9 protein-coding genes are annotated in these 12,265 nt (G+C 45.4%); 6 read left to right on the forward strand and 3 right to left on the reverse strand.

What is annotated here, in order from left to right:
• Positions 1 to 78 precede the first annotated feature (78 nt).
• The 3 genes from HMPREF9304_RS13220 to HMPREF9304_RS13230 form a co-directional block, all read right to left on the reverse strand.
• Positions 79 to 1,302 carry a BaiN/RdsA family NAD(P)/FAD-dependent oxidoreductase gene (locus tag HMPREF9304_RS13220; RefSeq protein ID WP_036929983.1) on the reverse strand — a complete coding sequence of 408 codons (1,224 nt, stop codon included), beginning with the start codon at positions 1,300 to 1,302 and terminating at the stop codon, positions 79 to 81.
• 12 nt (positions 1,303 to 1,314) lie between these two features.
• Complete coding sequence (locus HMPREF9304_RS13225; protein ID WP_004351072.1) at positions 1,315 to 2,358, reverse strand: ribonucleotide-diphosphate reductase subunit beta; 1,044 nt, start codon at positions 2,356 to 2,358, stop codon at positions 1,315 to 1,317.
• 118 nt (positions 2,359 to 2,476) lie between these two features.
• A complete protein-coding gene (locus HMPREF9304_RS13230; protein WP_036929984.1) occupies positions 2,477 to 4,996 on the reverse strand; it encodes a ribonucleoside-diphosphate reductase subunit alpha in 2,520 nt (839 codons plus the stop codon).
• A gap of 619 nt (positions 4,997 to 5,615) precedes the next feature.
• Between HMPREF9304_RS13230 and HMPREF9304_RS13235 the strand changes: the two genes are divergently transcribed.
• The 6 genes from HMPREF9304_RS13235 to HMPREF9304_RS13260 all read left to right on the forward strand — a co-directional run bounded on the left by HMPREF9304_RS13235 (position 5,616) and on the right by HMPREF9304_RS13260 (position 11,966).
• Positions 5,616 to 6,035 carry a PaaI family thioesterase gene (locus tag HMPREF9304_RS13235; protein ID WP_036929985.1) on the forward strand — a complete coding sequence of 140 codons (420 nt, stop codon included), beginning with the start codon at positions 5,616 to 5,618 and terminating at the stop codon, positions 6,033 to 6,035.
• Positions 6,028 to 7,146: an isochorismate synthase gene (locus HMPREF9304_RS13240; protein WP_036929988.1), complete on the forward strand. Its 1,119-nt coding sequence runs from the start codon at positions 6,028 to 6,030 to the stop codon at positions 7,144 to 7,146. Before HMPREF9304_RS13235 ends, HMPREF9304_RS13240 begins: the two co-directional genes overlap by 8 nt.
• 123 nt (positions 7,147 to 7,269) lie before the next feature.
• Positions 7,270 to 8,982 (forward strand): 2-succinyl-5-enolpyruvyl-6-hydroxy-3-cyclohexene-1-carboxylic-acid synthase, encoded by a 1,713-nt coding sequence (menD, locus tag HMPREF9304_RS13245; RefSeq protein ID WP_036929990.1) that lies wholly within the window; start codon positions 7,270 to 7,272, stop codon positions 8,980 to 8,982.
• 6 nt (positions 8,983 to 8,988) lie between these two features.
• On the forward strand, positions 8,989 to 9,816 hold the full coding sequence (menB, locus tag HMPREF9304_RS13250; RefSeq protein ID WP_004349392.1) for a 1,4-dihydroxy-2-naphthoyl-CoA synthase: 828 nt from the start codon (positions 8,989 to 8,991) through the stop codon (positions 9,814 to 9,816).
• Between the two features lie 10 nt (positions 9,817 to 9,826).
• Positions 9,827 to 10,879: an o-succinylbenzoate synthase gene (locus HMPREF9304_RS13255; RefSeq protein WP_036929992.1), complete on the forward strand. Its 1,053-nt coding sequence runs from the start codon at positions 9,827 to 9,829 to the stop codon at positions 10,877 to 10,879.
• A 4-nt stretch (positions 10,880 to 10,883) separates the two neighbouring features.
• Entirely contained in the window at positions 10,884 to 11,966 is a 1,083-nt protein-coding gene (locus HMPREF9304_RS13260; protein ID WP_036930038.1) for an AMP-binding protein, read from the forward strand.
• The last annotated feature ends 299 nt before the right edge of the window (positions 11,967 to 12,265 follow it).

A 12,265-nucleotide genomic window follows, 5' to 3' on the forward strand; every position in this document is an offset into this window, starting at 1 on the left:
GGGAGGTTTGACAAGATGGTTTATCCTCGTGTTCTTCTATTTCTTAGTAGAAATGAGGTGCTGTGGTTGATGGTTATTTTACGCATTTGTCAGATTTAGTCCTGCGACATAGCCCATTGTCCATGCCGCTTGTAGGTTAAATCCCCCTGTGATGCCGTCAACATCGACCACTTCGCCAGCAAAAAACAAATTTGGACATGCCTTGCTCTCTAACGTAGTAAGGTTGATGCTCTTCAAACTGATACCGCCACAGGTAACAAACTCTTCTTTCCAAGTACCTTTTCCTGCTACGGTGTATGTGTCGTTGGTGAGCGTTTCGGTCAATTTATTGATACTTTTGCTTCCCAATTCATTCCACTTTTGCTGAACGGAGAATCCTGCTCGCTCAATCAAATAGTTCCACAAGCGTGCAGACAACATGTAAGGGCGGACGGAGCTCAGTTGTTTTTGTGCGTTCGCCACGGCAGTTTGGCGTAGTGTGTCTGCTACAATTTGAGTGTTGGTGGTGTGAATCCAGTTTACTGAAACATCAAACTGATAGTTGCGATCGTTGAGTATTCGAGCGGCATAAGCCGACAATTTGAGCGTTGACGGTCCGCTCAATCCCCAATGCGTGATAAGTAGAGTGCCTTCACTTCGCAGTTTTGTGCCGGGAATGGATAAATAGACGGAGTCTACACTGGTTCCCATTAGTGCTGTAAGACGTTGCTCTTTAATGCTGAATGTAAACAATGAAGCACATGGCGGTTCTATTTTGTGTCCTATGTCCGACAGATATTGCAGTTGTTTCGCATGCGGTGTGCCTCCTACAGTGATAGCTGCACGGTTAAAAACCAATGGCTCTTGCCGTGCGAAATACAACTTGATGTCTCCATTTTCCAGTGGAGTAATCTTCTTTACACAATGCTCTGTATAGATTTCCACACCCCATTGCTGTGCCAATCCCATCAAGCAATCAATGACAGATTGTGATGTTTGTGATTGTGGAAACACGCATTGGTCAGCCTGTGTGGTGAGTTTAACCCCATTATCCTCAAACCATTGGTACGCATCTTGATAACCAAAGACCTTAAACAAGCGTTTCATGAGCTTGTCGCCGCGTGGATATGCCTGCTTCAAGTCGGTTACTTGTGCGAACGAGTTTGTGATGTTGCAACGCCCACCACCTGTCACAGCCACTTTCGCCAACACCTTTTTCCCTTTCTCAAAGATGCAGACGTGGGCATTCGGCATTTGTCTTTTGGCGGTGATGGCAGCCATGAAGCCAGCTGCCCCACCACCAATAACGGCAATACTGAGCATGTTTATTCGCGCTTATAAGTCGTCTTCAATGGCTGTACTCTTAGCGTATGCCGTACTTTTCGCCTCAAAGAAGTCGGTCTTTACCATGTTCGGGTCTGAATATTGCGCTACCCATTTCATGTCTTCGGGTTCTTTTTGATTGTCCTCATACAGATAATCAAAGCCCAAGCTGTGCCAACGCAGGTTGCCCAGATAATGAATGTAGTCTGTCACCATTTGCGCATTGAGTCCTTGAATGTCGTTTCCAATCACATATTGTCCCCATGCAATTTCCTGACGAACGCCCTCTCTCATCATCTCTTCGTACACTTTCACCTTTTCGGGCGTAAACATTTCGGGTTCTTCTTTTTTCAATTCTTTGATAATGTTCCTGAACAACCACAGGTGAGTGTTCTCATCACGGTTGATGTAGCGTATCTCTTGCGCCGATCCAGACATCTTTCCGTTGCGACTGAGATTGTAGAAAAACATAAAACCACTGTAAAAGTAGATGCCTTCCAAGATGAAATTGGCAATACAGGTCTTCATCAGTGCATACAAATCTTGCTTTTCATGAAACTCATTATAGCAATTGCCGATGAAGGTGTTGCGCCTTAACAGATGCTCATCTGTCTTCCATTGATACAGAATGTCATTGCGTTGCTCGGGGCTGCATATCGTGTCGAGCATGTAACTGTAACTCTGACTGTGCACACACTCTTGAAAAGCCTGTATGTGCAGGCATAGGTTTACCTCGTTGGCTGTGATGTATTCGCACAACGAAGGCAGGTTGTTGCTTTGCAGGGAGTCGAGAAAAACAAGGAAACTCAATATCTTGTCGTAGGCAGTGCGCTCGGCTTTGTCTAATCGTGGATAGTCTTTTGTGTCTTGGGTGAGGTTGATTTCTTCAGGAATCCAAAAGTTGTTCATGGCCTGCCTGTACCAGTCGCTTGCCCATTGGTATTTCATGTTGTTGAAATCATTGAGGTTGGTGGTGTTTCCTCCAATCATTCTTCTCAATCGTAGGTCTGTATCTCCGTTTGGATTGAATAGCGAATTGCGCTTTAATTGTGTCATGTTTTTTAGTTTATGAGTTTTTTAGTTTATGAGTTTACGAGTTGATAGTTTATGAGTTTATGAGTTTTGGCTTGCTTTTTACGCCATCAACTTGTTGTCACATCAATCTTTTTTGGGCTTATGAGGCGCAGCTTTCACACTCTTCTACCTCTAACGATTTACTTCGGATATAGTAGATGGTTTTCACACCGCAGTGCCAAGCCAAGGTGTACAGTCCCAACAGTTGCCGCATGGTATAATTATTGGTGATGTATAGGTTGACACTTTGTGCTTGGTCAATATGTTTCTGTCTTATTCCTGCGGCTCTCATGCTCCACGATTGGTCTATCAGGTATGCGCTTTTGTACACCCAATAGGTTTTATCCGATAAGCTTGGAGCAACTCGAGGCAACATGGCGCCCTTCTTTTCTTCTAAGAAGAACCGTTTCATCACAGGGTCTACGCCTGCTGTGGTGGCTGCAATAATACTGGTACTGCTGGTGGGTGCGATGGCTAAGAGGTAGGCGTTGCGCATGCCCTGTTGGCTTACTTTCTTGGCAAGTGCTTTCCATTGGGGCGATGTATATTGTCGCTTGGTGAAGTATTCGCCTGTTTGCCAGTCGCTACCCTCAAAGTATTTGTAGCTTCCCTTTTGCTTTGCAATGTCCGAACTGGCTTCAATAGCCAGACGATTGATGCGCTCAAACACTTTATCTATGAACGACAGATGTTCTTCGCTCTCCCATTTGATGCCCCTTATGGCCAGCGCATGATGATAACCACTCACGCCCAAGCCGATGCTTCGATAGGTGCGATTGGTGATTTTTGCGAAAGGAAGAGGGTAAAAGTTCAGGTCTATCACGTTGTCCAAGGCTCTTACTACACTTGACACCACCTCTCTCATCTCTGTTTCGTCTTCCAGTTTCAGGTGTCCCAACGACAAACTGGCAAGGTTGCACACCACAAAGTCGCCCGGTTTCACGGTTCTTACCACTACGGTGTCGCCCTCTTCGGTGCGTATCTCGTTAGACACTTCCTCTATCTGCGACATGTTTTGAGCTATCTCCGTGCAGAGGTTAGAGCAGTAAATGATGCCTTTGTGGTGGTTGGGGTTGGCCCTGTTCACCGTGTCTCTGTTAAAGGTGAAGGGAGTACCCGTCTCCACAGCCGATTTAAGGATAAGTCTGACTATCTCTTTTATAGACATAACTCTTCGCGAAATGTTGCTGTCATGCACGCAATCCCAATAGCGCTTCTCCCATTCCTCACCATAATAGTCTTCCAAGTTATACCCCTTAGCCGTCATCACCTCATTGGGACAGAACATATACCAGTCTTGGTTGAGGTTTTCTTCTGCCATTTTCCAGAACAAATCGGGGTAACAGATGGCGGGAAAAATGTCGTGTGCTTTCATCCTGTCATCGCCATTGTTGGTCCGAAGTTGTAGGAATTCGGGTAAATCCTTATGCCATACGTCCAGATAAACAGCCACCGCACCCTGTCTAACGCCTAACTGATCAACGGCAACGGCAGTGTCGTTTACCAGTTTCATCCAACGAATAACGCCACCGGCGGCACCCTTGAAGCCTCTTATCCTGCCGCCTGCCGCGCGCACCTTACCAAAGTAAAGACCCATGCCACCGCCAAACTTGCTCACTTGCGCAAAGTTGTCTATGCTTCGATAGATGCCTTCCAAACTGTCGGGAACGGTATCAATGAAGCAACTTGACAGTTGGTGAAACGGTTTACGCGCATTAGAAAGGGTGGGGGTTGCCATGGTTACTTGCAGTTTGCTCAGCATATTGTAAAAGCGTTGCACCCACATCATGCGGTCTTGTGGCTCGTTCATTGCCAGATGCAAGGCTATTCCCAAGAACATTTCTTGCACACTTTCAATGGGATTGTTATCAAAATTACGAATCACATAGCGTTTGATGAGCAGTTCCAGTCCTGAGTAGTTGAGCAAGTGGTTGCGACTGGCATCCATAAATGTTGCCGCTTGTTCTATTTCGGCTTTGCTGTATTGTTGCAAGATATATGCGCCATATAGATTTCTGTCTGTCAAGAACTTCATCTTGTCATACAGTGACATCAGTCCCTCACTGTCTTCAAAGCGTGCGATGCGTTTGTTGAGTTGGTAATTGAGCAGTCGGGCTGCAATGAATTCCCATTCAGGAGCCTCTTGTGTGGTAAGCTCCACCGCTGCCTTGATAAGTGCGTCCATGCGTTCGGTGGCAGTCATGCCCGCCTTGCTGAAGCTGGCATACTTGTCAATGAGCAGCAATATACTATATTCTTTGTCTGTAAAATCTGCGGCAATGTGTTTCAATACCTCTGTGATATGCTCGTCTTGCAAATCCTCGGCGATGCGTCTATAAGTGCGGCGTATCTCGGTTCGCTGCCATCTGAACAGGATAAAACTCTTTGCTTCGGCGTAATAACCGTTTTTCATCAGCGCCTTTTCCACCTCATCCTGAATGCTCTCCACATTTTGCTTGATGTGGTTGGTACAAACAATATCTTCTACCGATTGTACCATTTGGTAGATGGTGGCATCGTCTATCTCGTGTTTCGTACTGATAAAGCTCTTCTTAATGGCCGTAGCAATTTTCTCCTTGTCATATTGCTCGGTTGAGCCGTTACGTTTAGTAATATCCATTGATTTTTATAATAAGAAGTATGAGTTTTTATGTTGTTTCTGCAAAGTTAATGAAATGCGTTGGAAGAAAAAATTATATCTTGTACTTTTTACAGACAAAAGAATAAGTTGGGTAACGAGAAGTGGTTTACTGATTGGTGCTTACCCTTAAAAGTAAAGTATAGTTAATAATTCTTTAATATGTTAATCGAATTCGTTTTATTTTACAAAAATAATTCTCAAAATAGAAAAATAAGTTGCCTATTTAGGTGCAAAAATAAGGCTTTGTTCGCTTGTCTCTATCACTTAATCTTGTTATGTCAATGGGATAGGACGGTTACTCCATTGAGTTTGCAGTGTTATCTCCATGCTTTTGCGTGCTTATTTGCGCTAAATAAGGGCAGTTTGGGCATGAAAAAGGCGTTTTTTATAAACAATTTTATGGGATATGATTGCAATGTTGTTCCTAATGTGTTGGTGGTCAAAAAGATAAGTAAACTTGTGCGTATTTCTCGTATTTTGGCAGAAGAAGTTGTGTCAATGCTAAAATGCGCTGTATTTTTGTTAAAAACCTAATTTAATATTTTGCCAATTCTATCATTTTTTGTAATTTTGGAATAAATAAGAAACGATTGTGACCATGGATATAGAAAAAATTAAAGACATGATAGCGTGTTGTGATGGACTGTCTAACACACTCGGTATGGAGTTCTTGTCCACACCCGAGCCAGATACTTGTATGGCTCGAATGGAAGTAAACCATAAAAATAAACAGATATTTGGTTTCTTAAGTGGTGGCGCCACCTTGGCTTTGGCGGAAAATTTAGCAGGAGTAGGCAGTATGGCTATATGTCCCGACAAAATTTGTGTAGGCATCAACGTCAGCGGCAACCATGTGCGAACGGTGATGGAAGGCGAAACGGTAACGGCATTTGGCAGGCTGCAACATCAAGGAACAACGTTGCACCAATGGCATATTGAGATAAAAAACGAGCAAGAAGAACTCATTTCAACTGTGCAAGTTATCAATTATGTGATGAACAAGTCTCAGAATGAATAGTTTTGCGTATTATAGGCTGCCCGATAAAAGGCATTTTATAAAACTTACCCAAAAGAATGGAGAGCCAGAGACTTACTTTTCATTAACAGATTTGAATGGAAAAGAGGGCTTTGTGCTTGCTCCTTTCAAGATAGACGAGGCGCATCCTGTCGTGTTGATTCATCCTGAAAAGAAAGAAAGGGTGCGTGTCAGCAAATGTTCTGTAAGGCTGCACAATGAATACGGTGCGACAATATTGGCTACGTCTTCCGATGGCAGGGAGAGATACGGCGAGGTTTTCCGTTGTTTTCATCAACAGCTCAAAGACAGAAAGTTAGCGAAAATAGTGTTGGCTCGTCGTGAAGAAATATCGCACTCGGCAACCATAGATGCGGAAGCTATGTTTATGGAAGCTTGCCGAATATATCCTCATCTCTGCATCATGTTGGTGTCAACGCCCCAGACTGGCACATGGCTCATGGCTACCCCCGAGGTGTTGTTGGACGGTGACGGAGAGATATGGCGCACCATGGCTTTGGCTGGCACGATGAAAGCAGGAGAATTGGCGCCCGATACAGATTGCTCTTCCGCCAGTACGCCATGGGCGGATGGCGATGGCATGCGTGATTGGTCGGCTAAGAACAAGCACGAGCAGCAGTTGGTTGCTATGTATATCCAACAATGTCTGTCGCCTTTCGCCGCTCAACTTACTCAGCGAGGTCCTTATACCGTTCAGGCTGGTGACTTGGTGCATCTGCGCAGTGATTTTATGTTTAGCCTTCATGATACCAAGTTCTTGGGGTCTCTACTCGAAGCTTTGCACCCTACACCTGCTGTGTGTGGACTGCCAAAGGCTGAGGCACAGCGGTTTATTCTACAACACGAGCATGCCGACCGCAGTTATTATAGTGGATTTGCAGGCTTACTCAATCCAAATGGCGAAACTCATCTTTATGTTTCACTTCGATGTATGCAAATTTTAGAGAATAGTTATCGTCTCTATGCCGGTGGAGGACTGCTCCTTGATAGCGTAGAGCAACAGGAGTGGGAAGAAACTGTGGCGAAGATGGAAACGATGAGGAAAATAGTAGCCTCTCCCCCGACCCCTCCCCAAAGGGAAGGGGAGTTGTAAGCTGATAACTTTGAACATTGAATATTGAGCTTTGAACTTTATGATTAGCAAAGTTTTCAACTTAAAAACTTAAAAACTCACGAACTTATAAACTCACAAACTCGTCAACTAAACATTTCCTCCATGCCCTATTCAGACAAAGAGAACGTCAATATACTCACCGCATTATTAGTGGCACACGGTGTAAAACACGCTGTGGTGTGTCCCGGTTCGCGCAATGCACCCATTGTACATAATCTCAACGAATGCCCCAACATCACATGCCACCCTGTAACAGACGAGCGATCGGCTGGATTTTATGCCTTGGGTATGGCTCAAATCTTAAGACATCCTGTTGTCGTTTGTGTCACCTCGGGTACGGCATTGCTCAATCTTTTGCCAGCTGCGGCAGAGGCTTATTATCAACATGTGCCTTTGGTGGTGATTTCGGCAGACAGACCTTCGATGTGGATTGACCAACAAGACGGTCAAACCTTGCCACAATTGGATGCTTTAGGACGTTTTGTCAGTAAGGCAGTCTCGTTACCCGAGCCTTCTACTGATGACGAACGGTGGTACTGTAATCGATTGGTAAACGAAGCGTTGCTTTGTTGTCAGCGGCATGGTGGCAGTCCGGTACACTTGAATGTGCCCATTTCAGAACCCTTGTTTACGTTCAATGTGCCAGCTTTGCCAACCGAACGTGCGATTCGACAGGTAACGGCAACGACTGATGTGGGTCACTGTCAATCGCTTTTGACGGACGTCCAATCGGCCAAGCGTCCGATGATAGTCGTGGGACAATTAAGTAACAAAGAAGCCCAGCGCATGGCTTTGCATTTATGTGCGTTGTCAACGGATGTGGTAGTTGTGTACGAATGTCTCGGAATGGCTTGTCATGAGGATGCGCCTCGCTATCCCGATCCACCAACCGAAAGGCTTTCTCTCTTACATATAGATAAGGTGTTGGCGCGCATGCAGCAGGTAGAACAATATCAACCTGATGTAGTGGTGTACCTTGGGGGAACGTTGGTGAGCAAGCGTTTGAAAGCTTTTCTGCGCCAATCTCCAACTGCCAAGACTTGGATTGTCAATGAGCGAGGAGCAATATACGATACTTTTCAAAACCTGACAGGCGTGATTGAGGGTGCACCGTATGATGTCTTGGAGGTAATCTTGCGGTATGTCCGTGGGGAAAAAGAAAGGCAAAGGCTGCCTTTTGAGTATGGTTTTCGTTCACGATGGGCAACGTTGATACAACAAGTGCAAGCGCAGAATGAGCGTTTTCATCCCCCTTACTCTTCATGGCAGGCAGTGAAAATATTTTTTGAGACCGCAAGTAACAAGGGCAGGTATGTCCTCCATGCCGCCAACAGCATGTCCGTTAGATTGGTTAATCATTTTGCCAGCGATTATGTTTTTTGTAATCGGGGCGTCAATGGCATTGACGGAAGCTTGTCAACGGCAGCAGGTTGCTCGCTGGTGACAACTCAAAACGTGTATTGCGTCATCGGTGATTTAAGCTTCTTTTACGACCAAAACGCCTTGTGGCATAACTTAGGGGGCAATTTCAGAGTGCTGTTGCTGAACAATGGGGGTGGGGTTATCTTCCAAAGTTTGCCGGGTTTGAAAGATAGTACGGCTCATCAGACATTGATTTCTGCCCAACATCATACATCGGCTTGTGGGATTTGCCAGCAAAACAACGTGGCTTACCTTTCGGCACATGATGAAGAAGAACTTGAAAATAACATGAATCGCTTTGTGAACGACAACTTTGACCGCCCCGTAGTCTTTGAGGTGTTTACCTCGCAAGAACAAGATGAACAGGCAATGAACGAATACAAACAAGTTTAATTTGATATGGAAAAGAGACAATGGAAGTCCATTGACGGCTTCAACTTTAAGGAAATCCTCTTCGAGGAGTATAACAGAATTGCGAAGATAACAATCAACCGTGAGCGTTATCGCAACGCTTTTACGCCGCTCACCACATGGGAAATGTCGCAAGCCTTTGCCTATTGCCGAGAGTGTGCGGGCATTCGTGTGGTTATTCTTACGGGAGCAGGAGACAAAGCGTTTTGCTCTGGGGGCGACATGCATGTGAAGGGACGAGGCGGATATGTAGGAACAGACGGCGTGCCACGCCTCAACGTGCTGGACGTGCAGATGCAAATTCGACGCTTACCCAAGCCTGTGATAGCCATGGTGAATGGTTATGCCATCGGAGGAGGGCATGTGTTGCATGTCATGTGTGACCTGACGATTGCCAGTGAGAATGCCATCTTCGGCCAAACGGGACCAAAGGTTGGGTCTTTTGATGCAGGTTTCGGTGCTTCGTACTTGGCTCGAATGGTCGGACAAAAGCGTGCCAGGGAGATTTGGTTCATGTGTAAGCAGTACTCGGCACACGAGGCAGAGCGTATGGGGATGGTGAACAAGGTAGTGCCATTTGATGAATTGGAGGATGAATGCGTGTCATGGGCGGAGACAATGATGCAGCGTTCGCCCTTGGCGTTACGCATGATCAAGGCTGGACTGAATGCCGAATTGGACGGACAGGCAGGCATTCAGGAGTTGGCTGGCGATGCTACCATGCTGTATTACACCATGGATGAGGCGCAAGAGGGTGGAAAAGCGTTCTTGGAGAAACGCAAGCCCGACTTTGATAAGTATCCGCAGTTTCCTTGATGCCACGCAAATGAAATATTGTTATTCAGTCTGTAAGCGCACACTGCACTTCAAAAATCCTGCCACTACCTCACGGGGAGTGTACCAAACACGCAAGAGTTACTATGTAACCCTTTGGCGTGAAGACCGTCCTTCCGTCAAAGGGGTGGGCGAGTGTGCCACCTTGCCTGATTTAAGTTGTGACGTTTGTCCTGATTATGAGCAAATATTAACCGAAGCGTGCAATGAGGTGGCGCACGAGGGAAGAATCAACTACGAGCGTTTGCGACCTTATCCGTCAATACTCTTTGGGTTGGAAACGGCGCTGGCGCAAATAAACGCAAACGGAAGTGCTGCCTTATTTGATACTCCTTTCGCACGAGGAGAGGAGGGAATCACTATCAACGGCTTAGTGTGGATGGGTACATTTGAGGAAATGGCGCGTAGGATGCAGGAAAAATTGGAGCAGGGTTTTCGGTGTGTAAAGTTGAAAATAGGCGCAATCGACTTTGAGAAAGAATTGGAACTGGTACGCGCTATCCGTTCGCATTTCACCTCAGAGCAAGTTCAGTTGCGCCTTGACGCCAATGGAGGTTTCGCACCCGATGAGGCTCTTGCAAAGTTGGAACGGTTGGCCAAGTATGACATTCATTCGATAGAGCAACCCATCAAGCAGCATCAGTGGCAGCAAATGGCGCTCTTGTGCCGTGAGTCACCTATTCCAATCGCACTCGACGAGGAACTCATTGGTGTGAACCAGCGACAAGAAAAAGAAGAGTTGCTCAATGCCATACGCCCACAATACATCGTTTTGAAGCCTTCGTTGCATGGTGGCATGTATGGAACAGAAGAATGGATAACGTTAGCAAAACAACGAAACATAGGTTCGTGGCTCACCAGTGCATTGGAGAGTAATGTGGGATTGAATGCCATTGCACAGCTTGCCGCAAAGATTTATGGCCCGCATGTCACCTTTCCGCAGGGCTTGGGGACAGGACTTCTGTTTACGGATAACATACCTATGCCGTTGGAAGTGAGAGGAGATCAGTTGTGGTTCATGCCGACAAAGACATTAAATGGATGAAAAAATGACTTATCAAGAATTTATCAGCGAATGGAATAATGATGCACAGACTATCCATGTGCAAACCAGTGGGTCGACAGGCGCACCGAAAAAGTTGAATGTAAGAAAGGAAAAAATGATTGAAAGTGCCAAGATGACGTGTGACTTCCTTGCATTACAGCCTGGTGACACCGCATTGTTGTGCATGAATCTCGATTATATTGGCGCCAAGATGATGGTGGTTCGCTCACTGGTCAGGCAACTCCGTTTGATACAGGTAGCCCCCTCTGGTCATCCGTTGGCAACGGTTGATGCTCCAATTACCTTTGCCGCCATGGTTCCCCTGCAAGTATATAACTCGCTGCAAGTACCCGAAGAACGGGAAAAATTACGCCAAATCAAACATCTTATCATTGGTGGAGGGGCCATTGACGATGTCTTGGCAGTCCAACTGCGCGACTTTCCTCATGCGGTATGGAGTACATACGGCATGACCGAAACCCTTTCACACATTGCCTTACGCAGACTGAGCGGTCTCGAGTCTTCAAGTTGGTACACGCCCCTGCAAGGAATAAAGGTAACAACGAATGCTGATGAATGCTTGGTCATTGATGCTCCGATGCTTTGTGACTCACCTATTGTGACGAATGATATTGCAAAAATCCGAGAGACAAGCACTTCTGAGGGTCAAAACGCCCTTGCTTTTCGCATCATTGGTCGACAAGATAATGTGATAAACACGGGTGGTGTGAAGGTTCATGCCGAGGAGTTGGAGAACCTGATGCGTAACTTCTTGACCTTTCCTTATATGATCACCAAGCGGAAGCATGCTAAATTTGGCGAAATTGTCGTACTCTTTGTTCAAATGGAACTATCTGATTCTCGACAACAAGCAGCTTCTCAAAATCCTCAAGCTGTGTTGCGAGTCCTTCATAAAATATGTCATCGAACCCTTCCTCCTTACTGGGAACCACGTTTATACATTGCTGTAGACAAGATACCTATGACTGAGAATGGCAAACCCAATAGAGCCGAAGCGCTTCTTATGGCGGAGACGTTTAACTTTCCTGCAACCCATGTCTTTGATTTAGATAAGGTTGAAGCGTAATCCTCGTAGTAAGAAGTTGGTCAATCGTTGATGGTAACAACTAATATCATATAATCTTTCTTCAACATTTTGTACTTCGTATAGTTCTTTATACTTTTGCATGTTGTTGCTGTCTGATTCAATTCCTAATGGTTATCTTTGTCCTTATCAGTTGAAGCTTGTGTGATATGAGTGCGAAGTTGGAACAGATATACAGGGAAATAATATTTTTTATATGGTGTCAAAAATCCTTTTTGGTAAGAAAATAAGCTGGTTACTCACAATTTTTGTGTTATGGGTGATTGTTTTTGTATTACAAA

Source organism: Hoylesella timonensis S9-PR14 (assembly GCF_000762405.1).
GTDB lineage: Bacteria > Bacteroidota > Bacteroidia > Bacteroidales > Bacteroidaceae > Prevotella > Prevotella timonensis_A.